Annotated in this window: 23 protein-coding genes; 20 read left to right on the top strand and 3 right to left on the bottom strand. The window is 69.6% G+C overall.

Translation table 11 applies throughout. The features are described from left to right. Positions 1 to 159: 159 nt before the first annotated feature. From GRC12_RS23330 to GRC12_RS23320, 3 genes are all read left to right on the top strand, one after another. Complete coding sequence (locus GRC12_RS23330) at positions 160 to 1716, top strand: site-2 protease family protein (protein WP_208781315.1); 1557 nt, start codon at positions 160 to 162, stop codon at positions 1714 to 1716. 38 nt (positions 1717 to 1754) lie between these two features. Continuing rightward, positions 1755 to 2654 carry a tRNA (adenine-N1)-methyltransferase gene (locus GRC12_RS23325; protein ID WP_208781314.1) on the top strand — a complete coding sequence of 300 codons (900 nt, stop codon included), beginning with the start codon at positions 1755 to 1757 and terminating at the stop codon, positions 2652 to 2654. Positions 2655 to 2875: 221 nt separating this feature from the next. Next, the gene (locus tag GRC12_RS23320) at positions 2876 to 3448 is read left to right on the top strand and encodes a hypothetical protein (RefSeq protein WP_208781313.1); all 573 of its coding nucleotides are present in this window, start codon (positions 2876 to 2878) and stop codon (positions 3446 to 3448) included. Positions 3449 to 3507: 59 nt separating this feature from the next. Here the strand turns inward: GRC12_RS23320 and GRC12_RS23315 are convergent, their stop codons facing one another. Beyond that, entirely contained in the window at positions 3508 to 3813 is a 306-nt protein-coding gene (locus tag GRC12_RS23315; RefSeq protein ID WP_208781312.1) for a ferredoxin, read from the bottom strand. 243 nt (positions 3814 to 4056) lie between these two features. Here GRC12_RS23315 and arc point away from each other — a divergent pair, with 243 nt between their 5' ends. The 6 genes from arc (at position 4057) to prcA (ending at position 10218) form a co-directional block, all read left to right on the top strand. After that, the gene (gene arc / locus GRC12_RS23310) at positions 4057 to 5823 is read left to right on the top strand and encodes a proteasome ATPase (RefSeq protein WP_133045027.1); all 1767 of its coding nucleotides are present in this window, start codon (positions 4057 to 4059) and stop codon (positions 5821 to 5823) included. Positions 5824 to 6069: 246 nt separating this feature from the next. Continuing rightward, the gene (gene dop, locus GRC12_RS23305; protein ID WP_358604262.1) at positions 6070 to 7581 is read left to right on the top strand and encodes a depupylase/deamidase Dop; all 1512 of its coding nucleotides are present in this window, start codon (positions 6070 to 6072) and stop codon (positions 7579 to 7581) included. Positions 7582 to 7735: 154 nt separating this feature from the next. Beyond that, positions 7736 to 7954: a ubiquitin-like protein Pup gene (locus GRC12_RS23300; RefSeq protein ID WP_133913474.1), complete on the top strand. Its 219-nt coding sequence runs from the start codon at positions 7736 to 7738 to the stop codon at positions 7952 to 7954. Positions 7955 to 7997: 43 nt separating this feature from the next. Continuing rightward, positions 7998 to 8609 carry an endonuclease VII domain-containing protein gene (locus GRC12_RS23295; RefSeq protein WP_208781311.1) on the top strand — a complete coding sequence of 204 codons (612 nt, stop codon included), beginning with the start codon at positions 7998 to 8000 and terminating at the stop codon, positions 8607 to 8609. Continuing rightward, positions 8561 to 9406: a proteasome subunit beta gene (gene prcB, locus GRC12_RS23290; RefSeq protein ID WP_208781310.1), complete on the top strand. Its 846-nt coding sequence runs from the start codon at positions 8561 to 8563 to the stop codon at positions 9404 to 9406. The genes GRC12_RS23295 and prcB overlap by 49 nt, the downstream gene beginning before the upstream one ends. 62 nt (positions 9407 to 9468) lie before the next feature. Next, positions 9469 to 10218 carry a proteasome subunit alpha gene (gene prcA, locus GRC12_RS23285; protein WP_208781309.1) on the top strand — a complete coding sequence of 250 codons (750 nt, stop codon included), beginning with the start codon at positions 9469 to 9471 and terminating at the stop codon, positions 10216 to 10218. Positions 10219 to 10283: 65 nt separating this feature from the next. Here prcA and GRC12_RS23280 read toward each other — a convergent pair whose 3' ends face one another. Then, positions 10284 to 11300 (bottom strand): LacI family DNA-binding transcriptional regulator, encoded by a 1017-nt coding sequence (locus GRC12_RS23280; RefSeq protein ID WP_208781308.1) that lies wholly within the window; start codon positions 11298 to 11300, stop codon positions 10284 to 10286. A 113-nt stretch (positions 11301 to 11413) separates the two neighbouring features. Here GRC12_RS23280 and GRC12_RS23275 point away from each other — a divergent pair, with 113 nt between their 5' ends. From GRC12_RS23275 to GRC12_RS23225, 11 genes are all read left to right on the top strand, one after another. Further along, positions 11414 to 12673: an MFS transporter gene (locus GRC12_RS23275; protein WP_208781307.1), complete on the top strand. Its 1260-nt coding sequence runs from the start codon at positions 11414 to 11416 to the stop codon at positions 12671 to 12673. 9 nt (positions 12674 to 12682) lie between these two features. Next, positions 12683 to 14044 carry a Pup--protein ligase gene (gene pafA / locus GRC12_RS23270; RefSeq protein ID WP_028801611.1) on the top strand — a complete coding sequence of 454 codons (1362 nt, stop codon included), beginning with the start codon at positions 12683 to 12685 and terminating at the stop codon, positions 14042 to 14044. A 127-nt stretch (positions 14045 to 14171) separates the two neighbouring features. Next, positions 14172 to 15176, top strand: a complete 1005-nt coding sequence (locus GRC12_RS23265; protein WP_208781306.1) for an FKBP-type peptidyl-prolyl cis-trans isomerase — start codon at positions 14172 to 14174, stop codon at positions 15174 to 15176. Between the two features lie 60 nt (positions 15177 to 15236). Further along, positions 15237 to 15608, top strand: coding sequence for an FKBP-type peptidyl-prolyl cis-trans isomerase (locus tag GRC12_RS23260; RefSeq protein WP_030945962.1), 372 nt, complete (start codon positions 15237 to 15239; stop codon positions 15606 to 15608). 131 nt (positions 15609 to 15739) lie between these two features. Further along, positions 15740 to 16693: a helix-turn-helix transcriptional regulator gene (locus tag GRC12_RS23255; protein WP_208781305.1), complete on the top strand. Its 954-nt coding sequence runs from the start codon at positions 15740 to 15742 to the stop codon at positions 16691 to 16693. Between the two features lie 19 nt (positions 16694 to 16712). Next, entirely contained in the window at positions 16713 to 17744 is a 1032-nt protein-coding gene (locus GRC12_RS23250; RefSeq protein ID WP_208781304.1) for a helix-turn-helix transcriptional regulator, read from the top strand. A gap of 111 nt (positions 17745 to 17855) precedes the next feature. Next, complete coding sequence (locus GRC12_RS23245) at positions 17856 to 18146, top strand: hypothetical protein (RefSeq protein WP_208781303.1); 291 nt, start codon at positions 17856 to 17858, stop codon at positions 18144 to 18146. 20 nt (positions 18147 to 18166) lie between these two features. Further along, entirely contained in the window at positions 18167 to 18361 is a 195-nt protein-coding gene (locus tag GRC12_RS23240; RefSeq protein ID WP_208781302.1) for a hypothetical protein, read from the top strand. A 261-nt stretch (positions 18362 to 18622) separates the two neighbouring features. Next, a complete protein-coding gene (gene tatA / locus GRC12_RS23235) occupies positions 18623 to 18910 on the top strand; it encodes a Sec-independent protein translocase subunit TatA (RefSeq protein WP_133045015.1) in 288 nt (95 codons plus the stop codon). A gap of 47 nt (positions 18911 to 18957) precedes the next feature. Continuing rightward, on the top strand, positions 18958 to 19908 hold the full coding sequence (gene tatC, locus GRC12_RS23230) for a twin-arginine translocase subunit TatC (RefSeq protein ID WP_208781301.1): 951 nt from the start codon (positions 18958 to 18960) through the stop codon (positions 19906 to 19908). Between the two features lie 90 nt (positions 19909 to 19998). Then, the gene (locus tag GRC12_RS23225) at positions 19999 to 22860 is read left to right on the top strand and encodes a DEAD/DEAH box helicase (RefSeq protein WP_208781300.1); all 2862 of its coding nucleotides are present in this window, start codon (positions 19999 to 20001) and stop codon (positions 22858 to 22860) included. An 82-nt stretch (positions 22861 to 22942) separates the two neighbouring features. Here the strand turns inward: GRC12_RS23225 and GRC12_RS23220 are convergent. Next, the coding region (locus tag GRC12_RS23220; RefSeq protein WP_244373638.1) for an allophanate hydrolase-related protein at positions 22943 to 23890 on the bottom strand (948 nt) is incomplete at its 5' end.

The following is a 23890-nucleotide window of genomic DNA, read 5'->3' as shown; positions in this document are numbered from 1 at the left end:
CCCTCATCCACCCCGACCGACCGACCCGCCACGACGAGGAAACCGGCCGAGGGGGACCCGCGGATGGACAACAGCACGGGGACACCAACGACCGAGGAACAGGACGGGACCCACGCGGAGAAGCGCGCCGCCGACGGCAGCGACGGCAGCGACAGCGGTGTGGATCCGCGTGCGCATACCGGGGAAGAGGGCAGCGGGTCCGCGGAGAGCGAGCCCGAGGCCGGCGACAGCGCGGAGTCCCCAGTGAGGGACGGCCACGGCGCCTCCCCGCACGGTGCGAGCGCCCCTGACGGGCCGAAGTCCGCCGCCGAAGCCCCCCACGCCACCGGCGACCAGCGCGCCCCCGAGGCGCCCGGCGACCAGGACCACGCACCCGGTCACCGCACCGACCGCCCCGAGCACGGCCCCCACGCCGCTCACGACGCGCACCCGGAGCGGCCGGCCGCGCGCACCGACCACGCAGGCCACGACCTCGGCGCGCGCCCCGACCACGGCCCGGACACCCACCCCGACCGGGCCGTCGCCCACGGCGGTGTCAAGAACCCTCCGCCCCAGCGGCCCGAGTCCCCGAGGGGCGGGCTCCTCATGGGCCGTCCGTTCGGGGTGCCCGTCTACGTCGCCCCCAGCTGGTTCCTCGTGGCCGCGTTGATCACCTGGGTGTTCGGCGGACAGCTCGACCGGGTGCTGCCCGAACTCGGCGCCGCCCGCTACCTCGTCTCCCTCTTCTTCGCCGTCGCCTTCTACGCCTCCGTCCTCGTCCACGAACTCGCCCACACGGTCGCCGCGCTCCGCTTCAAGCTCCCCGTCCGCCGCATCCAGCTCCAGTTCTTCGGCGGCGTCTCCGAGATCGAGAAGGAGGCCGAGACCCCCGGCAGGGAGTTCGTGCTGGCCTTCGTGGGGCCCCTGCTCTCCCTCGTCCTCGCCGGGATCTTCTACGTCGCCCTGCAACCCGTCGAGCCCGGCACCGTCCCCGGCGTCCTGCTGGCCGGCCTGATGATCTCCAACTTGATCGTGGCCGCCTTCAACCTCCTGCCCGGTCTCCCCCTGGACGGCGGCCGTATGCTCCGCGCCGTCGTCTGGAAGATCACCGGCAAACCCATGAGCGGCACCATCGCCGCCGCCTGGGTCGGCCGCGCGCTCGCCGTCTCCGTACTGATCGGCCTCCCGCTGCTCACCCAGTCCGGCGCGCTCGGCTCCACCGCCGAGGACAGCGTCGGCATGGACACCGTCACCGACGCCCTGCTCGCCGCGATCCTCGCCGCGATCATCTGGACCGGCGCCGGCAACAGCCTCCGTATGGCCCGCCTGCGGGAGCACCTCCCGGAGCTGCGCGCCCGCAACCTCACCCGGCGCGCCGTCCCCGTGGAGACCGACACCCCCCTCTCCGAGGCCCTGCGCCGCGCCAACGCCGCCGGCGCCCGCGCCCTGGTCGTCGTCGACTCCGACGGCGCCCCCCTCTCCCTGGTCCGCGAGGCCGCCATCGTCGGCGTACCGGAACACCGCCGCCCCTGGGTCGCGGTCAGCGGCCTCGCCCAGGAACTCACCGACGGCATGCGCGTCTCGGCGGAACTGGCGGGCGAGGACCTGCTGGACGCCCTGCGCGCGACCCCCGCCACCGAGTACCTGGTCGTGGAGGAGACCGGCGAGATCTACGGCGTGCTGTCGGCGGCGGACGTGGAGCGCGCCTTCGTGAAGGCGATGGCCAGACCGTCCTAGTGGTCGGCTGCCTCCCCAAACCCCGGTAGGCTGTTCACATGTCCGAACCGACCGGTGCCGCCCGCAGGCGCGGGCCCTTCAAGGTCGGGGACCAGGTACAGCTGACCGACCCCAAGGGCCGCCACTACACGTTCACGCTCGAGGACGGGAAGAACTTCCACACCCACAAGGGTTCCTTCCCGCACGACGAACTGATCGGCGCTCCCGAGGGCAGCGTTGTCCGCACCACCGGTAACGTCGCCTACCTCGCGCTGCGCCCCCTGCTCCCCGACTACGTCCTGTCCATGCCCCGCGGGGCCGCCGTCGTCTACCCCAAGGACGCCGGGCAGATCCTCGCCTTCGCGGACATCTTCCCCGGCGCCCGCGTCGTGGAGGCCGGCGTCGGCTCCGGCTCGCTCAGCAGCTTCCTGCTGCGCGCCATCGGCGACCAGGGCATGCTGCACAGCTACGAGCGCCGCGAGGACTTCGCTGAGATCGCCCAGCAGAACGTCGAGCGCTACTTCGGCGGCCCGCACCCCGCCTGGCAGCTCACCGTCGGCGACCTCCAGGACAACCTGTCCGACACCGACGTCGACCGCGTCATCCTCGACATGCTCGCCCCCTGGGAGTGCCTGGAGGCCGTCTCCAAGGCACTGGTCCCCGGCGGCATCCTGTGCTGCTACGTCGCCACCACCACCCAGCTCGCCCGGACCGTCGAGTCCATCCGTGAGATCGGCTGCTTCAACGAGCCGACCGCCTGGGAGACGATGATCCGCAACTGGCACATCGAGGGCCTGGCCGTCCGCCCCGACCACCGGATGATCGGCCACACCGGCTTCCTGCTCACCGCCCGCCGCCTCGCCGACGGCGTCGAGCCCCCCATGCGCCGCCGCCGGCCCGCCAAGGGCGCCTACGGCGAGGACTACGCCGGACCCAACGCCGAAGGCGGCGGCCGCTGACGCGACCGCGTACCGCAGTCAACGTGTCGGCGCTGCGGCGGAGTTCCCGGAAACCATACGGAACTACGCCGCAGCGCCTTTTGCTTGACACCCCGCCACAAACCGTACGATCCGGGCGCCCCCGTGTTCGTCACCCCGGACCCCGGCGTTCCACCGCACTGTGACGTGTGGCACGATGCAGGCCACCCCCACCGGCACAGCCCTCCCAGGAGACGCTCCTAGTGCAGCAATCCGCCGTTCCGGAACTCGCGCACACCCAGACCCGCCCGATCCACTGGGTCGCCACCGCCGCGGCCGTCGCCGGAGTGATGGCGCTCTCCTCGCTCCTGCAGTCCAACCCGGCCACGGCGGCCCAGCCGGCCGGCCCGCGCACCAAGGCCGCGCACACGGCCACCGCGCCCGGCACGGCAGGCCTGGACTTCCCGATCGCCTGCGGTCCGGTGAAGGCGGTCGTACGGAAGAAGGCCAGCGGGGACCTGGACGGCGACGGCAACCCCGAGACCGTCGCGGTCGTGCACTGCGACGCCCCCATGGGCACCCCGCCCGACGGCGTCTACGTCATCACACGCGCCTCCGACGGCAAGCCCCGCGTGGTCGCCACCCTCCTCGCCCCCAAGACCGGCGACACGGTGAGTGACTTCGCGGTCCGCGACGGAGCCGTCACCGCGACCGTCTTCGGCTACTCCTCCGACGACGTGCCCCGCTGCTGCCCCGACCTCACCGACCACGTGAAGTGGCAGTGGAAGAACGGCTCGTTCGTGCGCTCGACACCCGCCGGTACCCACAGCGTCTGAGAACCCGCTACCCACGCATGTGAGAAATCAGACAGTCGTAACGGCTCGTACCCGTTACCTCACTCAGCGTCCGGACCGTAGACCTCGACCCCGTCCGCAACACGGCGGACATGAATGCACTCACCCGGACATTCCTTCGCCGAATCCACGACATCCGTGAGAAGCGGCAACGGCACGGGCGTTGTGGCTCCCGGCGCCTGCAACAGCTCGTCACCCGCGCCCTTCACATAGGCCAGACCGTCGATGTCCAGCTCGAACACCTCGGGCGCGTACTGCGCACAGATGCCGTCGCCGGTACACAGGTCCTGGTCGATCCAGACCTCCAGTTCCCCGCCGTCGGCCACGGCCTCCTGCTGCACGCTCATCTCTCCTGCCGTTTACAAGTCGAGCCGACGGGAATCCGGCCAGCTCTGACGGGTGTTGAACACTGTGACCCTACCTCCGGCAGCTTTCCAATCATGTTCGGTGGGTATTCCCCTGGCGTGAGGGAGAGCGCAAGGGTGAAGATCGGACACACCCCTACCGTCTTTGTGATCTAGGGGTTTCAATCGACACCCACCCAGGTAGGGTCTGGAAGCGTCCAGCTCCCCTTGGAGGAGGTGAGGACCGTGGCAGCCCACGACGACGACATGAACCGCGGCATCCGCCCGGGACGCGGGTCCGACGACCCGGCCGGGCAGATTGCCTACCTTGAGCAGGAGATCGCCGTCCTGCGACGCAAGCTCGCCGACTCTCCGCGACACACGAGGATTCTCGAAGAGCGGATCGTCGAGCTGCAGACCAACCTGGCCGGCGTGTCCGCCCAGAACGAGCGACTCGCCAACACGCTCCGTGAGGCCCGCGACCAGATCGTGGCCCTCAAGGAGGAGGTCGACCGGCTCGCACAGCCGCCGGCCGGCTTCGGAGTCTTCCTCGCAGCGAACGAGGACGGCACGGCCGACATCTTCACCGGCGGCCGCAAGCTCCGGGTGAACGTCAGCCCCAGCGTCGACCTCGAAGAGCTCCGACGCGGCCAGGAAGTGATGCTCAACGAAGCGCTCAACGTGGTCGAAGCCATGGAGTTCGAGCGCGTCGGGGACATCGTCACCCTCAAGGAGATCCTCGAGGACGGCGAGCGCGCCCTGGTGCTCGGGCACACCGACGAGGAACGGGTGGTACGGCTCGCCGAGCCGCTGCTGGACGTCACCATCCGCCCCGGCGACGCCCTGCTGCTCGAACCCCGTTCCGGCTACGTCTACGAGATCGTTCCGAAGAGCGAGGTCGAGGAACTCGTCCTCGAAGAAGTACCCGACATCGGCTACGAGCAGATCGGCGGCCTCGGCGGCCAGATCGAAGCCATCCGCGACGCGGTCGAGCTGCCGTACCTCTACCCCGACCTGTTCAAGGAGCACGAACTGCGGCCGCCCAAGGGCGTGCTGCTGTACGGGCCCCCCGGATGCGGAAAGACGCTCATCGCCAAGGCCGTCGCCAACTCGCTGGCCAAGAAGGTCGCCGAAGTCACCGGCCAGGCCCAGGGCAAGAGCTTCTTCCTCAACATCAAGGGCCCCGAGCTGCTGAACAAGTACGTCGGCGAGACCGAGCGGCAGATCCGCCTCGTCTTCCAGCGCGCCCGGGAGAAGGCCAGCGAGGGCACCCCCGTCATCGTCTTCTTCGACGAGATGGAATCCCTCTTCCGCACCCGCGGCTCCGGCGTCAGCTCCGACGTGGAGAACACCATCGTCCCCCAGCTGCTCGCCGAGATCGACGGTGTCGAAGGCCTGCAGAACGTGGTCGTCATCGGCGCCTCCAACCGCGAGGACATGATCGACCCCGCCATCCTGCGCCCCGGCCGCCTCGACGTGAAGATCAAGATCGAACGCCCCGACGCCGAGGCCGCCAAGGACATCTTCGGCAAGTACCTCACAGAACGCCTCCCGCTGCACGCCGACGACCTCGGCGAACACGGCGGCAGCAAGACGACCACCGTCGAAAGCATGATCCAGACGGCCGTCGAGCACATGTACGCGGAATCCGAGGAAAACCGCTTCCTGGAGGTCACCTACGCCAACGGTGACAAGGAAGTCCTCTACTTCAAGGACTTCAACTCCGGCGCCATGATCGAGAACATCGTCGGCCGCGCCAAGAAGATGGCGATCAAGGACTTCCTCGACCACAACCAGAAGGGCCTGCGCGTCTCCCACCTCCTCCAGGCATGCGTGGACGAGTTCAAGGAGAACGAGGACCTGCCCAACACCACCAACCCGGACGACTGGGCCAGGATCTCCGGAAAGAAGGGCGAGCGGATCGTCTACATCCGTACCCTCATCACCGGAAAGCAGGGCGCGGACACCGGACGCTCCATCGACACGGTGGCGAACACCGGTCAGTACCTGTAAACACAGGGCGGCTGCGGGTGCCCACAACGGGGTACCCGCAGCCGACTGTTTTTCAGGCGACCACTCGCGGGTAAAGGCGAGCAAGGCAATGACGCAAATGATCTCCCCACCAGCGCAAAGCCGTTCTAGGCTCTTCGGTACCGCCGAGTCGCGCAGTGCGGGGACGGGCACCGCACACGCACCGGAGCGCCAGCGGTACTTGAGCGGCGTCCCCGACCGAGGGCGCCGCCGGGCAAGGAGGGCCGCATGACCGTACGGCGAGTAATGGGCATCGAGACGGAGTACGGCATCTCCGTCCCCGGCCACCCGAACGCCAATGCCATGCTCACCTCGTCCCAGATCGTCAACGCCTACGCGGCGGCGATGCACCGGGCCCGCCGGGCCCGCTGGGACTTCGAGGAGGAGAACCCGCTGCGCGACGCACGGGGCTTCGACCTCGCACGCGAGGCCGCCGACGCCAGCCAGCTCACCGACGAGGACATCGGCCTCGCCAACGTGATCCTCACCAACGGCGCACGACTCTACGTCGACCACGCACACCCCGAGTACAGCGCGCCCGAGGTCACCAACCCCCGCGACGCCGTCCTCTGGGACAAGGCCGGCGAACGCATCATGGCCGAGGCCGCCGAACGCGCGGCCCAGCTCCCCGGCGCCCAGCCGATCCACCTCTACAAGAACAACACCGACAACAAGGGCGCCTCCTACGGCACGCACGAGAACTACCTGATGAAGCGGGAAACCCCCTTCTCGGACATCGTGCGCCACCTCACACCCTTCTTCGTCTCCCGCCAGGTCGTCACCGGCGCCGGCCGCGTCGGCATCGGCCAGGACGGCCACGAACACGGCTTCCAGCTCAGCCAGCGCGCCGACTACTTCGAGGTCGAGGTCGGCCTCGAGACCACGCTCAAGCGCCCCATCATCAACACCCGCGACGAGCCCCACGCGGACGCGGAGAAATACCGCCGCCTGCACGTGATCATCGGCGACGCCAACCTCTCCGAGATCTCCACCTACCTCAAGCTGGGCACGACCGCCCTGGTCCTGTCCATGATCGAAGACGGCTTCATCGCCGTAGACCTGGCCGTGGACCAGCCCGTCCGCACCCTCCACCAGGTCTCCCACGACCCCACGCTCAAGCGCCTGGTCACCCTCCGCAGCGGCCGCACACTCACCGCGGTCCAACTCCAGATGGAGTACTACGAGCTGTCCCGCAAGTACGTCGAGGAGCGCTTCGGGGCCGACGCGGACGAACAGACCAAGGACGTCCTCGCCCGCTGGGAGGACACCCTCAACCGCCTGGAGAACGACCCCATGAGCCTGGCCGGCGAGCTCGACTGGGTCGCCAAGCGGGAGCTCATGGAGGGCTACCGGCGCCGTGACAGCCTCGACTGGGACGCCGCCAAGCTCCACCTCCTCGACCTGCAGTACGCCGACGTACGGGCCGAGAAGGGCCTCTACAACCGGCTGGCGGCCCGCGGACGCATCAAGCGGCTGCTGACCGAGGACGAGGTCGAGCAGGCCCGCACGAAGCCGCCGGAGGACACCCGCGCCTATTTCCGCGGACGCTGCCTCGAGCAGTACGCGGACGACGTCGCGGCCGCCTCCTGGGACTCCGTGATCTTCGACCTCCCGGGACGGGACTCGCTCCAGCGCGTCCCAACCCTCGAACCGCTTCGCGGAACGCGAAATCACGTCAAGGAGCTCCTGGACCGCTGCCGCACCGCGGAAGACCTGGTCAGGGTGCTGTCGGGCGGCTGAGCGGGTACCCGGGCCGTCTCCGCCCGGCAGGGTGGAAAAGTCGGCGTAAGGGAATCATCGAGGTGGTCCCCGTACGTTGAGGGAATGCGGGGCCGATGTCGGACCCTGCTTGTAGGGTCTGATCAAGAACGTCGAACCGAGCGGGGTGAGGGTTATGGCGACCAAGGACACCGGCGGCGGCCAGCAGAAGGCGACGCGCTCCACGGAGGAGGTCGAGGAGCAGGCGACAGAGGCGCAGGGCTCCGAGGACCTGAAGGAGCGCCACGAGAAGCTGAGCGACGACGTGGACTCCGTCCTGGACGAGATCGATGATGTACTCGAGGAAAATGCCGAGGATTTCGTGCGCTCCTTCGTGCAAAAGGGTGGAGAGTAAAGGCTCACAAGCCACCTAGCCTTAGAATTGAAGGTTGCGGGGGATGGGATTGGCTGGCGAGCCGAGCGCGAAGCAATGCAGGAAGTGCAAGCTGGACCTGCCTCTTGCGGCATTCGCGCGAGACAAGAATCGGCGTGATGGCCTCCAGGTGGACTGCCGGAAGTGCGTGGCGGCGTACAGCGCTGCGCACTACCGGCGCCGCCGGGAGGCCCTTGGTAAACCGGTGCGCGAGAAGGCGGATGTTCCTGCCGGTCACAAGCTCTGTCGGACGTGCGGAGAAGTGAAGCCGCACAGTGAATGGCACCGCAACGCGACCGCTTCTGACGGCCTCTCGACACGCTGCAAGGCGTGCCGGGCGATTCAGAGTCGGCAGGACCACCTGAAGCGGCAGTACGGCATCACCGAAGCCGAGCGGGACGCGTTGGTTGCCTCTCAAGGGGGCGTCTGCTGCATATGTTTGGCGGCTGTACCGGAGCATGTGGATCACTGCCACAAGACGGGTAGGGTCCGAGGCGTACTGTGCTTCAGCTGCAACGCCGCACTGGGGCAGTTCAAGGATCGGCCCGATGCCATAAGGCGGGCTGCTGCTTATGTGGAAGGAATCGCGTGGAAGCCAACACTCGTAGCACCGGGCGTCTACCAGCTGCCTTCCTGACGCCTGGGTCCTCGTCCTTCATGGACTTCCTGTCCGAGCACCAGCCGGAGATGCTGCCGGGCAACCGGCAACTGCCCCCGACGCAGGGTGTGATCGAGGCGCCGCACGGGACGACCATCGTCGCCGTCACGTTCCCGGGCGGGGTCGTGCTCGCCGGTGACCGCCGGGCCACCATGGGCAATGTGATCGCCCAGCGCGACATCGAGAAGGTTTTCCCCGCCGACGAGTACTCGGCCGTCGGCATCGCCGGCACCGCCGGTCTCGCCGTGGAGATGGTCAAGCTGTTCCAGCTGGAGCTGGAGCACTTCGAGAAGGTCGAGGGCGCGCAGCTGTCGCTGGAGGGCAAGGCGAACCGGCTGTCGACCATGATCCGTTCCAACCTCGGCATGGCCATGCAGGGCCTGGCCGTGGTCCCGCTCTTCGCCGGTTATGACGTGGACCGCGAGAAGGGCCGCATCTTTTCCTACGACGTGACGGGCGGCCGCAGTGAGGAGCACGGCTACGCGGCGACGGGCTCCGGTTCGATCTTCGCGCGCGGTGCCATGAAGAAGCTGTTCCGTGACGACCTGTCCGAGGAGCAGGCGACCACGCTGGTGGTGCAGGCTCTCTACGACGCGGCAGACGACGACTCGGCGACCGGTGGTCCCGATGTCGCCCGCCGGATCTACCCGATTGTCACCGTGATCACCGAGGACGGTTTCCGTCGGCTCACCGAGGACGAGTCCTCCGAGATCGCCCGCTCGATCCTGGAGCGGCGCCTCGAGCAGCCCGACGGTCCGCGGGCCGCGCTGCTGTAGCGGGCGACCGGTTTCTTGTGAAGGTGATCCAGTTGACCTCGACAGAAAGGGACGGATAACCGGTGTCGACGCCGTTCTATGTCTCACCCCAGCAGGCCATGGCCGACCGGGCGGAGTACGCCCGCAAGGGCATCGCCCGTGGTCGCAGCCTGGTCGTGCTGCAGTATGCCGACGGCATCGTCTTCGTCGGCGAGAACCCGTCCCGCGCGCTGCACAAGTTCAGCGAGATCTACGACCGGATCGGCTTCGCGGCCGCCGGCAAGTACAACGAGTACGAGAATCTGCGGATCGGTGGTGTGAGGTATGCCGATCTTCGTGGTTACACCTATGACCGTGACGACGTGACCGCTCGTGGTCTGGCCAACGTCTATGCCCAGACGCTGGGCACGATCTTCTCCTCGGCGGGCGAGAAGCCGTACGAGGTGGAGCTGGTGGTGGCCGAGGTCGGTGAGACCCCGGACGGTGATCAGATCTACCGTCTTCCGCACGACGGTTCGATCGTGGACGAGCACGGCTCGGTCGCGGTCGGCGGCAACGCGGAGTTGATCAGCAACTACCTGGACCAGGAGCACCGGGAGGGCATGAGCCTCGCGGAGGGGCTGAAGCTGGCGGTGAAGGCCTTGTCCCGGGAGTCGAACGGGACGCAGCGGGAGATCCCTGCGGAGCGTCTGGAGGTGGCGGTGCTGGACCGTACGCGTCCGCAGGCCCGTAAGTTCAAGCGCATCGTCGGCCGTCAGCTGTCCCGGCTGCTGGAGGCGGACGGGGCGTCCACCGAGGCGGAGAGCAGCACGGAGGGCTCCGACGAGGAGTAGTCCGCCTCGCTCCGTTTCTCACCCTTGTGTGCCCCGGCCGTCGACGCGGCCGGGGCACAGGGCGTTCAGGGGCCGCTGGGCGGCGCTGTGGAGCCTCGTACAACCAGTTCGACGGGGATGTCGCCGGCGTCGGGCTCGCGGCCGTCCAGGACGGCCAGGAGGGCTCGCATGCCGTGCTCGCCGAACAGTTCCGCGTCCAGGCGGACGGTGGTGAGTTCGGGGTCTAGGGCGGTGGCGAGGGCGAGGTCGTCGAGGCCGGTGACGGAGAGGTCGTCGGGGATGCGCAGGCCGAGCCGTCGGGCCGCTTTGTAGGCGCCTGCGGCGAGTTTGTCGTCGTCGCAGACCAGGGCGGTGGGCCGGGGTCCGGGGGCGGAGAGGGCCGTTTCGGCGGCTGTGCGGGCGTCGTCGATGGTGATCGGTGCGCGGGTCGTGCGCAGCGAGGTGCCGGGTACGGCGGCGACGCGGGTGGCGAGTTCACGCGCGCGTACGTCGAAGGTCCAGGAGGGCACGTCCGCGGCCAGGTGCAGGAAGCGCCGGTGGCCGAGGTTCAGCAGGTGTTCGGCGACCTGGCGTACGCCGTCGGTGATGTCGAGGTTGACCGTGGCGGCGCCCAGGCTGCCCTCGGGGTCGCTGTCGAGCATCACCAGGGGCAGTTGGTCGCCGCGGATGGCGCTGAGGGCGTCGGCGGCCATGGAGGAGGCGATGACGCCGTCGAGGGCTGCCTGGGCGGAGGCGAAGGGGTCCCTGGCCGGGCCGATGCCTTCGGGGGAGGGGTAGAGGACGACGCCGAAGCCGTGGTCGGCGGCGACGCGTGCGGCGCCCGTGTAGACGCCGGCGAAGAACTCGGTGGTGAGGGCCGGGACGACCAGGAGGACGGTGCGGGTGTGGCCGAGGCGCAGGTTGCGGGCGGCGAGGTTCGGCCGGTACCCGAGTTCGCGTGCGGCTTCCCGTACTCGTTCGGCGGTGGCTTCGGAGACCCGTCCGCGCCATTTGTCGCCGAGGACGAGTGAGACGGCGGCCTGGGACACTCCGGCCGCCTGTGCGACGTCACGGCTGGTCGGGCGCGTGCCGCTGCGTGCCACCGTGGGTCGCTCCTTCTGTCTGGATGTCCTGTGTGGACGTCCTGTCTGGACGTGTGAACAGCGCACATGGTACGTATGAGAGACGGGGTTATACGTAACACTTGGAGGCGGGCATGGCCGCGGGATACCTGGAGATCCTCAGGGCGAGGCACGCGGCGCGCCTTCTCACGGGCACGCTGGTGGGCCGGCTGCCCAATGCCACGGCCGCCATCGCGATCGTGCTGTTCGTGCGCGCGGAGGGCGGCACGTACGGCCTCGCGGGCGGGCTGGCGGCCGTGTACGGCGTCGCCAACGCGGTCGGCCAGCCGGTCCTGGGGCGGCTGGTGGACCTGCACGGGCAGCCGCGCGTCCAGCTGCCCGCCGCGCTCGCCTCGGCCCTCGCCATGGCCGGGTTCGCCGTCACGGGCACCCACCCCCTTCCGCTCGCCTACGCGTGCGTGGCGGCCGCCGGGCTGCTGACACCGCCCCTGGAGGGCGGTCTGCGGGCCCTGTGGCCCTCGGTGCTGGGCCGGGAGGAGCAGGTGCACACGGCGTACGCCATGGACGCGGTGGCGCAGGAAGTGATGTTCACCGTCGGCCCGTTGCTGGTGACGCTCTGCGTCTCCCTGTGGTCGGCCGAGGCGGCACTGCTGATCCTGAACGCCGTCGGCGTGCTGGGAGCCCTGTCCGTGGTCGTCTCGCCGCCTTCGCGCGCGTGGCGCTCGGCGCCGCGCGAGGCGCACTGGCTCGGTGCCCTGCGCTCGCCGGGACTGCTGGTCCTGCTGGGCGCGCTGCTGTTCGTGGGCATGGCGCTGGGCTCCATCACGGTGGCCTCGGTGCCCTACGCGGACGACCACGGCGGTGACGCCGTGTACGGCTGGCTGATGGCCGCCCTCGGGCTGGGGGCGCTGATCGGCGGCACCGCGTACGGGGCGCGGCGGTGGACCGGTGAGCCAGCCCGGCGACTACGGGTGCTGGTGGCGCTTCTGGCGGTGTGTTATCTGCCGCTGACGCTGATGCCGGGCGCGGTCGCCATGGTGCTGCTCACCGTGCTGGCGGGGGTGTTCCTGGCGCCCTGCATAGCCTGCGCTTTCGTGCTGGTCGACCGGCACGCGCCGAGCGGGACGGTCACGGAGGCGTTCTCCTGGCTGGTGACGACGTTCACCGTCGGAGCCTCGGTCGGAACGGGCCTCGCGGGGCCGGTCGTCGAGGCCGGAGGGGCCCTGTGGGGCTTCGCCGTGCCCGGTGTCGCCGGGGGCGTGTCGCTGCTGGTTCTGCTGGCCACCGGGCGGGTCCTCGCAGCTCCCGCCGGGCGGGCGGTCGTTGCGGCTTCATCGGAAAATGATCCAAACCGTGCGGCCGAACCCCGTTTCAGTTCAGGGGATCGGGCGTAATGTTCACTCATGGACCGCCGCATTTTCGGGCTGGAGAACGAGTACGGCGTCACATGTACGTTCAGGGGACAGCGCCGCCTGTCTCCCGACGAGGTGGCGCGGTACCTCTTCCGCCGTGTCGTGTCATGGGGCCGCAGCAGCAATGTCTTTCTGCGAAACGGCGCCCGCCTCTATCTCGACGTGGGCTCACATCCGGAATACGCGACACCCGAATGTGACAACGTGACCGAACTGGTCACCCACGACAAGGCCGGCGAACGCATTCTGGAAGGACTCCTGGTAGACGCCGAACGACGCCTGCACGAGGAAGGAATCGCGGGCGACGTCTACCTCTTCAAGAACAACACCGACTCGGCCGGCAACTCCTACGGCTGCCACGAGAACTATCTCGTCGCCCGGCACGGGGAGTTCTCCCGGCTGGCGGACATCCTCATCCCGTTCCTGGTCACGCGGCAGCTGCTGTGCGGAGCGGGCAAGGTGCTGCAGACCCCGCGCGGGGCCGTCTACTGCGTCAGCCAGCGCGCGGAGCACATCTGGGAGGGCGTCTCCTCGGCGACGACCCGCTCGAGGCCGATCATCAACACCCGCGACGAACCGCACGCGGACGCCGAGCGCTACCGCCGGCTGCACGTCATCGTGGGCGACTCGAACATGTCCGAGACGACCATGCTGCTCAAGGTCGGCGCCACCGACCTGGTGCTGCGCATGATCGAGGCGGGCACCGTGATGCGCGACCTGACCCTGGAGAACCCGATCCGGGCGATCCGCGAGGTCAGCCACGACATCACCGGCCGGCGCAAGGTGCGCCTGGCCAGCGGCCGCGAGGCCTCCGCCCTGGAGGTGCAGCGCGAGTACTACGAGAAGGCCGTGGACTTCTGCGAGCGCCGCGGCATCCGCACCGGCACCGTGGAGCAGGTCCTGGAGCTGTGGGGCCGCACGCTGGACGCGATCGAGGCCGAGGACCTCGACCGGATCGGCACCGAGATCGACTGGGTCATGAAGTACAAGCTCATCGAGCGGTACCGGGCCAAGCACAACATGACCATGTCGCACCCGCGGGTCGCGCAGATAGACCTCGCCTACCACGACATCCACCGCCGTCGTGGCCTGTACTACCTGCTCGAGAAGAAGGGCCAAGCGGCCCGTATCTGCAACGACTTGAAGATCTTCGAGGGCAAGTCCGTTCCGCCGCAGACCACTCGGGCCCGGCTGCGCGGCGACTTCATCCGCAGGGCCCAGGAACAGCGCCGGGACTTCACCGTCGACTGGGTCCACCTCAAGCTCAACGACCAGGCCCAGCGCACGGTGTTGTGCAAGGACCCGTTCCGGTCGGTGGACGACCGGGTGGAGAAGCTGATCGCCGGTATGTGAGCAACACGTTCCGGTGAACACCGGAACGCAACACGGGCGCCGCACGTTTTCCGTGCGGCGCCCTTCTCACGCCGTAGAGTTGCGCGCACGCCAATCAACCAAGATCGATCGATACGAGGCCCCCACCGTGCGCCGACGCTCCCTACTCATCGCCGTACCCGCAGGACTGGTCACGCTCGCCGGATGCGGCGACGACAAGAAGTCCGACTCGAGCAAGGCGAGCGACAGCGCGTCGCCCTCGGCGCAGGCCACCTCCGCCGCGCCACCGCCGAAGATCGTCGACGGCCCGCTGCCGGCCATCACGGCGGGCACGGCGTTCGGCACGAAGCCGACCGTCGCCAAGGGCAGCGGCGACCCCTCGAAGCAGCTCGCCGTGAAGACGGTCATCGCGGGCAGCGGCAAGACCGTCGCGGAGAACGACTACATCCAGGCCCACTACCTCGGCCAGGTCTGGGACACCGCGAAGGTCTTCGACAACTCCTACGACCGCAAGACCCCGCTGCTCATCCAGCTCGCCCAGGGCAGCATCATCGACGGCTGGCGCTACGCCCTGACCGGCAAGAAGGTCGGCAGCCGCGTCCTGTTCTCGGTGCCCCCCACCTGGGGATACGGCACGACGGGGAACGCGCAGGCCGGTATCAAGGGCACCGACACGCTGGTCTTCGTCGCCGACATCCAGGGAGCGTTCAACGCGACCAGCTCCGCCAAGGGCGCCGACGTCCCGCAGAGCGATGCCAAGCTGCCGAAGATCGGCACCAACACCGACGGCAAGGCCCCCTCGATCGACATCCCCAAGGCGACCGCGCCGACCGGGCTGGTGGCGAAGTACGTCATCGAGGGCGACGGCGACGTGGTCGGCGCGAAGGACACCGTGCTCGTGCAGTACAAGGGCGTGGTGTTGGACAGCGGCAAGGAGTTCGACTCGACGTACAGCCGCAAGGCGCTGACGTCGTTCTCGTTGCAGCAGGTGGTCAAGGGCTGGGCGCAGGGTCTGACCGGCAAGAAGGTCGGCAGCCGTGTCCTGATCGTCATCCCGCCCAAGCTGGGCTACGGCGACAACCCGCCGGCGGGCAGCGGCCTGAAGAAGGACTCGGTGCTGGTCTTCTCGGTCGACATCCTGGCCAAGATGTGACCCGCCGGTGATGTAAGACTGTGCGTGTTGCCTTTCCGCAGACAAGCAGGAGCTAGAGACGTGAGCATCGAGAAGCCCGAGATCGACTTCCCGGGCGGCGAGCCCCCGGCGGACCTCGAGATCAAGGACATCTGGGAGGGCGACGGCGCGGTGGCGCAGGCGGGCCAGACCGTCACCGTCCACTACGTGGGCGTCGCCTTCAGCACCGGCGAGGAGTTCGACGCGAGCTGGAACCGCGGCACTCCCTTCCGCTTCCCGCTGGGCGGCGGCCGGGTCATCAAGGGCTGGGACCTGGGCGTGCAGGGCATGAAGGTCGGCGGCCGTCGTCAGCTGACCATCCCGGCGCACCTCGCCTACGGCAACCAGAGCCCGACCCCGGCGATCAAGCCGGGCGAGACCCTGATCTTCGTGGTCGACCTGGTCGCCGTCTGACCGTCGGATCCGACCGGACCCGATCACCTGGGGCCCATGCCTGCTCGGGCATGGGCCCTCGGCTTTTGCCACGCCACTTCGGGGCGGTACGGTCATCGTCGTAAAGGACCATAGGGAGGCGAAGGGCGTCGATGGCCATTGCCAAGGCCGAGCGGCTGATGAACCTGGCGCTGTGCCTGCTCGGGACGCGGCGGCCGCTGAGCAAGCGTGAGCTGCGCGAGTCCATCGAGGCCTATCTGGAGGCCAATTCGGAGGACGCCTTCAGCCGCATGTTCGAGCGGGACAAGGACGACCTGCGTGAACTCGGCCTGGTCATCGAGACGGTGGAGAACCTCGACGGCGAGACCGGCTATCTGGCCCGCCGGGACAGCAACCGTCTGCCGCCCATCACGCTCGACGCCGAGGAGGCGGCCGCCCTGGGTCTTGCCGCCAAGGTGTGGCAGCAGGCCCGGCTCGCCGGCGCGGCCAGCGGTGCCCTGCAGAAGCTGCGCGCGGCGGGACTGCCCGAGGACGTCGACCCGTACGAGGCCCACGGCGCCCTGGAGCCGCGCATCCCCGTGCACGAGGCCGCCTTCGAGCCGCTGATGCTGGCCTGCCGCGACCGCCGGCCGGTCGTCTTCGACTACCGCAAGGCCAACGCCGCCCACCCCGAGCCCCGGCATGTCGAGCCGTGGGCGCTGGAGTGCTGGCGCGGCCACTGGTATCTGGCCGGTTTCGACCGCGACCGGGGTGCCGAGCGGGTCTTCCGGCTGTCGCGGATCACCGGCAAGGTCCGCAGTCGCAGCGGACGGTTCACCGCCGAGATCCCCGACGTCGTCACCGTCCGTGAGACGGTCGCGAGCTGGGCGGGGGAGACGGCCGACCGCTCCGCGCTGATCCGGCTGCGCGCGGACGCCGGGTACCCCCTTCGGGCGAAGGCCACCTCGGTGCGGGAACTCGGCGACGGGTGGGACGAGTTGGAGATTCCGTACGGGCACGGGCTGGACGCCTGGCTGGTGGAGTTCGGTCCGGACGTGGTGGTCCTCGAGCCGGCCGAGCTGCGGGCGGACGTCGTGGACCGGCTGCGGGCCGTGGCCAAGGGCTGAGGGGGAGCGGAGCAGGACAGTGGCAGGCAAACCGGTCAGGCCCGTCAACGCCATCGACCAGACCCGGCGGATGCTCTCCCTGGTGACCTACCTGAAGGAGCGCCCCGGGGCCAGGGTCGAGGACGTGGCGCGCGCCTTCGGCATCACCGAGGACGAGCTGGTCTCCGACCTCGACGTGCTGCCCATGTGCGGCACCAGCTTCCGCGGCGGTGATCTCCTCGACATCGACACCGACGGCGAGCGCATCTGGTGGCACAACCCGGCCGCCCTCGGCGAGGAGACCGCCGAGCCGCTGCGTCTCGCCGCCGACGAGGCGACCGCGCTGCTCGTGGCCGCCCGCGCGGTGTCCACGCTGCCGGGCCTGCGCGAGAGCGACCGGCAGGCGCTGCTGCGGGCCACCGCCAAGGTGGAGACCGCGGCGGGCGAGGCGGCCGGGGCCAGCGCCCGCCTGTCGGTGACCTTCGAGGCCGAGGGCGGGGTCTTCGCGGACGTCGACCGGGCCATCTCCGAGCGCCGGCGGCTGTGGATCCGCTACTACTCGCCGGCCCGCGACGAGGTCACCGAGCGGGAGATCGACCCCATCCGCCTGGTGAGCGTCGGGCACACCTACGTGGAGGCCTGGTGCCGCCGCTCCGAGGCGCGCCGCACCTTCCGGCTCGACCGGGTCGCCGAGATCAAGATCCTGGACGAGCCGTCCGCGCCGCCCGAGATAGAGCTCAGGGACCTGTCCGAGGGGCTGGTCCAGCCGGCCGCCGAGGACCCGGAGGTCGTCGTCGAGGTCGGCCCGGGCGGCCGCTGGGTCGCCGAGTACTACCCGCACGACAGCGCCGATGAGCTTCCGGACGGCGGGCTGCGTATTACCCTGCGCACCCCCGACCCCGCGTCGCTGCGGCGGCTGGCCCTGCGGCTGGGCCGTGACGGCCGGATCGTCTCCCCGCCCGACCTCGCCGCCAGCGCCCGCCGCGCGGCCCGTGCGGCACTGGCGGCGTACGACGGGGTCGAGGCGCAGAGCACGGATCAGGAGCACTCGGTTCACGACAGGCGGGAGTGAGCCGGAGGCGCCGGTGCCGGGGGCGAGCGCCCGAAGGGTGGGCACGGTCGCCCCTCGGTTTCGGCCGAGGCGCTCCGGACGCGAACGACCAGGGACAAGGGAGCAAGGGCTGTGAGCGAGTCGTCGGTGTCGGGTGTGCGGGGCATGTCGGTGGCGGCCGCCTTCGCCGGGATGAGAAGTGTGGCCCCGGTGGTGTTCAAGGCGGGCTGCCCGGACTGCCGGGGCAGCTTCGAGCTCACCGCGGGCGCCCTCAGACTGGCCATCGGCGCCACCAGCCGCTCCACGTTCTACTCCTTCACCTGCCCGGACTGCGGAGCCGCGGTGCGCAAGCCGGCCGGGGAGCGGATCGTGGAACTGCTCACCGGCGGCGGGGTCAGGACCCTGCGGCTGCACACGCCGTAGAAAGGTCTAGTCTCGGCGTCATGTTCTGGCCGATGTTCGCGGTAGCCATGGGTTTTCTGGGTCTCGCCGTCCTGGGGGTGTTCGCTGTCCGGGTCTTTGTGGAGGCACAGCGTCTGGGCCGGCAGGTCAGCGACTCGGCGCGGCGGATCAACCGGGCCGCCGAGGACCTGGAGCGGGCCGCGGTGAGCACTGCGCGGGCCGTGGACTCCCTGTGAGTGCCGCTGTGCGAGCCCTGTGAGTCCTGCGCCGCAGGCGGTTCGGGTCGCTTCGACCTGTCACCGGAGCCACCGTCACGGGTACGCTGCTGGTCGCGGCCCGGAGAACGAGGCCCGGACCGCGGACCGGGAGTACGCACGGGGATTGCCTCACGTTTACCCCTGAGCGTTACGATCGCTGGCAACACGGTCGACCGGACAAGTGTCCGACCGGCCGGACAGCACCCCACCCCAGCCGCCTCGGTGAGAAGGTAAAGACTTATGTTCGGAAGGCTCGGCGCCCCCGAGATCATTCTCATCCTCGTCGTCATCGTCCTGCTGTTCGGCGCGAAGAAGCTTCCCGACATGGCGCGCTCGCTCGGCAAGTCCGCCCGCATCCTCAAGAGCGAGGCGAAGGCGATGAAGGAGGAGGGCAACAGCACGGCCACCCCGGCCGGCCCGCCGAACAACGGCGAGCAGCCCCCCGCTCAGCGCACCATCCAGGCCGCCCCCGGCGACGTGACCAGCTCGCGCCCGGTCACCGAGCCGACGGACTCCACCAAGGCCTGATGCAGGGCCGGACACCTCCGGCCTGCCGCACGAGATGAGGACGTGGGTTGCCCAAGTCTGCCCGCAAACAGGAGAAGGATCCCGAGGGGCGGATGCCCCTTGCGGACCACCTTCGCGAGCTCCGCAACCGGCTCGCGAAGGCGATGCTGGCCATCGTCGTGATCACGATCGTCGCCGCCTTCTTCTACAACGACATCATCAACTTCCTCACCAAGCCGGTCCTGGACTCGGTCGGGTGCGGGGAGACCTTCGAGCAGCTGGCCAAGTCCAAGTCCAGCTCTCACCCGTGCGCCCAGATCACGATCAACGGTCTGCTGGCGCCCTTCACGCTGGCCCTGCAGGTGTCCCTCATGGCCGGTGTGGTGTTCGCCTCGCCGATCTGGCTGTACCAGCTGTGGGCCTTCGTCGCGCCCGGTCTGCACAAGCACGAGAAGAAGTACGCCTACGCGTTCGTCGGCACCGGCGTCCCGCTGTTCTTCGGCGGCGCCTTCTTCGCGTACAAGGTCCTGCCGACCACGGCGAAGGTGCTCATCGACTTCACCCCGCACGGCGTGAGCAACCTGCTCCCGCTCGACGACCTGCTCCAGCTCGTCACCCGCATGGTGATCGTCTTCGGGCTCTCCTTCGAGCTGCCCCTGCTGCTGATCATGCTCAACCTCACCGGGGTGCTCAGCGGCAAGCGGATGCTCGGCTGGTGGCGGGCGATGATCCTGGGCATCACGGTCTTCGCGGCGGTCGCGACGCCCAGCACGGACCCGCTGTCGATGCTGGCCCTGGCCGGACCGATCTGGGTGCTGTACTTCGGCGCGGTCGTGTTCTCGATCTTCAACGACAAGCGCAAGCGCCGTCGTGAGGAGATGGGCCCCGCCGACGACGAGGCCTCCGACCTGGACCTCACCCCCGAGGACATCGGCGAGGTCGAGACCGTCTCGGCCAGCCGGGCACTGCCCGAGCAGGCCACCACGGACCGGGTCAACGGCTACGACGACGTGACCTGAGCGCCCGCTCGTCGAACACGCTCCGAGAGGTGCCCACCGTCCACCGGGACGCGGGCACCTCTCGGTGTTTGACGGCCAAGGTTCCGGATAATGATCGTCCTGTTGTCAGTGGGGCCCGGTACGCTCGAAAGCACGATGACAGAGGACCTCTCACCGGCCGAGCGGTACGCGGCTGCCCGTAGGCGCGCTGCCGAGCAGGCCACCGCGCTCGCCTCCTTCCGCGAGATGTACGACTTCGGTCTGGACCCCTTCCAGATCGAGGCCTGCAGGGCACTCGAAGCGGGCAAGGGCGTACTGGTCGCCGCGCCCACCGGCTCCGGCAAGACGATCGTGGGCGAGTTCGCCGTCCACCTCGCCCTGCAGCAGGGCAAGAAGTGCTTCTACACGACACCCATCAAGGCGCTGTCGAACCAGAAGTACGCCGACCTGTGCCGCCGCTACGGAGCGGACAAGGTCGGCCTGCTCACCGGCGACAACAGCGTCAACTCCGAGGCGCCGGTGGTCGTGATGACCACCGAGGTCCTCAGGAACATGCTGTACGCCGGCTCGCAGACCCTCCTCGGCCTCGGCCACGTGGTCATGGACGAGGTGCACTACCTCTCCGACCGCTTCCGCGGAGCCGTGTGGGAAGAGGTGATCATCCACCTCCCCGAGTCGGTGACCCTGGTCTCGCTCTCCGCGACCGTCTCCAACGCCGAGGAGTTCGGCGACTGGCTGGACACCGTCCGCGGCGACACCGAGGTGATCGTCTCCGAGCACCGGCCCGTGCCGCTGTTCCAGCACGTGCTGGCCGGACGCCGGATGTACGACCTCTTCGAGGAGGGCGAGGGCAGCAAGAAGGCCGTCAACCCCGACCTCACGCGCCTGGCTCGCATGGAGGCGAGCCGGCCGTCGTACCAGGACCGCAGGCGCGGCCGCGCCATGCGCGAGGCGGACCGGGAGCGGGAGCGCCGCCAGCGCTCGCGGGTGTGGACACCGGGGCGTCCCGAGGTCATCGAGCGGCTCGACGCCGAGGGGCTGCTGCCCGCCATCACCTTCATCTTCAGCCGCGCGGCCTGCGAGGCGGCCGTACAGCAGTGCCTGTACGCCGGCCTCCGGCTCAACGACGAGGAGGCGCGGGACAAGGTGCGCGCCCTGGTCGAGGAGCGCACCGCGTCCATTCCGACCGAGGATCTGCACGTCCTCGGGTACTACGAGTGGCTGGAGGGCCTGGAGCGGGGCATAGCGGCCCATCACGCGGGCATGCTGCCGACGTTCAAGGAGGTCGTCGAGGAGCTGTTCGTCCGCGGCCTGGTGAAGGCCGTGTTCGCCACGGAGACGCTCGCGCTCGGCATCAACATGCCCGCCCGCTCGGTGGTGCTGGAGAAGCTCGTCAAGTGGAACGGCGAGCAGCACGCCGACATCACGCCCGGCGAGTACACCCAGTTGACGGGCCGGGCCGGCCGGCGGGGCATCGACGTCGAGGGCCACGCCGTCGTCCTGTGGCAGCGCGGGATGAGCCCCGAGCACCTGGCGGGCCTCGCGGGCACGCGCACCTATCCGCTGCGCTCCAGCTTCAAGCCGTCGTACAACATGGCGGTCAACCTGGTGGAGCAGTTCGGGCGGCACCGCTCCCGCGAGCTGCTGGAGACGTCGTTCGCGCAGTTCCAGGCCGACAAGTCCGTCGTCGGGATCTCCCGGCAGGTGCAGCGCAACGAGGAGGGCCTGGAGGGCTACAAGGCCTCCATGACCTGCCACCTCGGCGACTTCGAGGAGTACGCCCGCCTGCGGCGCGAACTGAAGGACCGCGAGACCGAGTTGGCCCGGCAGGGAGCCGCGGAGCGGCGCGCCGAGGCCGCGGTGGCGCTGGAGAAGCTGAAGCCGGGAGACGTCATCCATGTGCCGACGGGCAAGTACGCCGGTCTGGCCCTGGTGCTGGATCCCGGGCTGCCGGCCGGACGGTCCAACGGACACCGCGGCTTCGAGCACCACGACGGGCCGCGACCGCTGGTGCTGACCGCCGAGCGGCAGGTCAAGCGCCTGGCGTCGATGGACTTCCCGGTGCCGGTCGAGGCGCTGGAGCGGATGCGGATCCCCAAGTCGTTCAACCCGCGCTCGCCCCAGTCGCGCCGCGACCTCGCCTCCGCGCTGCGCACCAAGGCCGGGCACATCCCGCCGGAGCGCGCGCGGAAGAAGCGCTCGCAGGCGGCCGACGACCGGGAGATCGCGCGCCTGCGCACCGCCCTCAGGGCGCACCCCTGCCACGGGTGCAGCGAGCGTGAGGACCACGCGCGGTGGGCCGAGCGGTATCACCGCCTGCTGCGGGACACCTCGCAGCTGGAGCGGCGCATCGAAGGCCGGACGAACACGATCGCCCGGACCTTCGACCGTATCGTGGCGCTGCTGACCGAGCTGGACTATCTGCGCGGTGACGAGGTCACCGAGCACGGCAAGCGGCTGGCGCGGCTGTACGGCGAGTTGGACCTGCTGGCCAGCGAGTGCCTGCGGGAGGGCGTCTGGGAAGGGCTCGCTCCCGCGGAACTCGCCGCCTGTGTCTCGGCGCTGGTGTACGAGGCGCGGGTCGGGGACGACGCGATGGCGCCGAAGCTGCCGTCGGGCAGGGCCAAGGCCGCGCTCGGCGAGATGGTGCGGATCTGGGGGCGGCTGGACGCGCTGGAGGAGGACTTCCGGATCACGCAGACCGAGGGGGTCGGGCAGCGGGAGCCGGATCTCGGCTTCGCCTGGGCCGCGTACATGTGGGCCTCCGGGAAGGGGCTGGACGAGGTGCTGCGGGAGGCGGAGATGCCGGCGGGGGACTTCGTGCGGTGGTGCAAGCAGGTGATCGACGTGCTGGGTCAGATCTCGGCGGCGGCCCCTGTCTCCGGCGGCGAGGGGTCCACGGTCGCGAAGAATGCACGCAAGGCTGTTGAGCTGTTGCTGCGGGGGGTTGTGGCCTACTCGTCGGTGGGGTGACGTTTCGTTGGCGGGTGCGGGTTGTCTGTGGCTGGTCGCGCCCACGCGGCGGTAGCCGCACATTCAACACGGCCCCGCGCCCCTACGGGCGTTGCTGTTCCCGTCTGTTCAGATAGGACCGCCAGCTTCCGTAGGACGTGATGTCCTCGGCGTTCGCCAGTGCCCCCGGCTCGCAGAGGAAGCCGGGAACTCGGGTACCGTCCGCCAGTTCCACCTCTCCCAGCGCCATGGGACGGGGGAGCGTCGTCAGCAGTTGGCCCAGCCCTTCAGCCGGTAGGCGCCACACCTCCGTCTCGATCTCGGCCCCGCCCTCGCCCACATGCACCAGCCCCGGCTTCGGCGGGTCCGTCCGCAGGGCGTGCAGGCGGTAGACCGGGGCCGTCGTGGTCGTTCGGTCCAAGCGGGCGCCCAGGGACAGGAGTTGGGGGTTGAGGGGCTGGCCCGTCAGGTGGGCCCCCACCACGGCCAGCCGGGTTTCCGGCTGGAGGGAGGCGGCGATCTTCGTCAGGCGTTCGTCCGTGAAGGCCGGGCCGATCAGCATCACGCCGAAGGGGAGGCCCCCCACCGAGCCTGCGGGGACGGCGACCGCGGCCAGGTCGAAGAGGTTCGTCGAGTTGGTGAAGCGGCCCAGGCGGGCGTTGGAGGCGAGGGGGTCGGCGGCGACCTCGGCAAGGGTCGGGTGGCCCGGGGTTGTGGGGAGGAGCAGGGCGTCCGCGTCGGAGAGTTCGGCGAGGGCGCGGGAGCGGAGGGCGGCCAGGCGGTCGAGGTCGGCGTAGAGCTGGTGGGCCGGGATGTCCCGGGCGCGGGTGATGATGCCGGCGACCGTGGGGTCGAGGCCCTCGACGCCGTCGGCTGACGCCTTGTCGACAAATCTTCCTACGGCTGTGTAGCGCTCGGCGACGAAGGCGCCCTCGTACAGCATCGCGGCTGCCTCGGTGAAGGGCGTCAGGTCCAGGGCGCGCACGTCGGCGCCCGCGGAGCGCAGTCGCTCCACCGCGGCCTCGTACGCCTGCGCCCAGCCCTCGTCCAG

The organism is Streptomyces griseorubiginosus, from assembly GCF_017614965.1.
Classification (GTDB): Bacteria; Actinomycetota; Actinomycetes; order Streptomycetales; family Streptomycetaceae; genus Streptomyces; species Streptomyces griseorubiginosus_B.
The sequence above is the reverse complement of the archived record's forward strand: the minus strand, read 5'-3'. Positions and strand labels throughout refer to the sequence as shown.

Bases quoted from the DNA above. Each gene is read 5' to 3' on its own strand.
- dop (WP_358604262.1), top strand. From the start codon at position 6,070: ATGACCGTACGGCGAGTAATGGGCATCGAGACGGAGTACGGCATCTCC.
- pafA (WP_028801611.1), top strand. From the start codon at position 12,683: ATGGACCGCCGCATTTTCGGGCTGGAGAACGAGTACGGCGTCACATGT.
- GRC12_RS23225 (WP_208781300.1), top strand. From the start codon at position 19,999: ATGATCGTCCTGTTGTCAGTGGGGCCCGGTACGCTCGAAAGCACGATG.
- GRC12_RS23300 (WP_133913474.1), top strand. From the start codon at position 7,736: ATGGCGACCAAGGACACCGGCGGCGGCCAGCAGAAGGCGACGCGCTCC.
- GRC12_RS23315 (WP_208781312.1), bottom strand. From the start codon at position 3,813: ATGAGCGTGCAGCAGGAGGCCGTGGCCGACGGCGGGGAACTGGAGGTC.
- GRC12_RS23275 (WP_208781307.1), top strand. From the start codon at position 11,414: ATGGCCGCGGGATACCTGGAGATCCTCAGGGCGAGGCACGCGGCGCGC.
- GRC12_RS23325 (WP_208781314.1), top strand. From the start codon at position 1,755: ATGTCCGAACCGACCGGTGCCGCCCGCAGGCGCGGGCCCTTCAAGGTC.
- GRC12_RS23295 (WP_208781311.1), top strand. From the start codon at position 7,998: ATGGGATTGGCTGGCGAGCCGAGCGCGAAGCAATGCAGGAAGTGCAAG.
- tatA (WP_133045015.1), top strand. From the start codon at position 18,623: ATGTTCGGAAGGCTCGGCGCCCCCGAGATCATTCTCATCCTCGTCGTC.
- GRC12_RS23240 (WP_208781302.1), top strand. From the start codon at position 18,167: ATGTTCTGGCCGATGTTCGCGGTAGCCATGGGTTTTCTGGGTCTCGCC.
- GRC12_RS23255 (WP_208781305.1), top strand. From the start codon at position 15,740: ATGGCCATTGCCAAGGCCGAGCGGCTGATGAACCTGGCGCTGTGCCTG.